At 53.7% G+C, this 326-nt stretch carries 1 rRNA gene; it reads left to right on the top strand.

The features are described 5' to 3' along the window. A 23S ribosomal RNA gene (locus CVN76_RS00545) occupies positions 1-326 on the top strand; the annotation flags it as partial.

The raw sequence follows: 326 nt of genomic DNA, 5'->3' as shown, positions 1-326 counted from the left end.
GTTTCCATTAAGGCGGAGCTGTGATGGCGAGGGAAATATAGTACCGAAGTTCCTGATTCCACGCTGCCAAGAAAAGCCTCTAGTGAGATGTAAGGTGCCCGTACCGCAAACCGACACAGGTAGGCGGGGAGAGAATCCTAAGGTGTGCGAGAGAACTCTCGTTAAGGAACTCGGCAAAATGACCCCGTAACTTCGGGAGAAGGGGTGCTTTTTAGGGTGAATAGCCCGGAAAAGCCGCAGTGAATAGGCCCAGGCGACTGTTTAGCAAAAACACAGGTCTCTGCGAAGCCGCAAGGCGAAGTATAGGGGCTGACACCTGCCCGGTG

It is taken from the genome of Bacillus sp. mrc49 (genome assembly GCF_002803435.1).
Note: the sequence above shows the minus strand (reverse complement) of the source record. Positions and strands in the feature narration are given on the sequence as shown.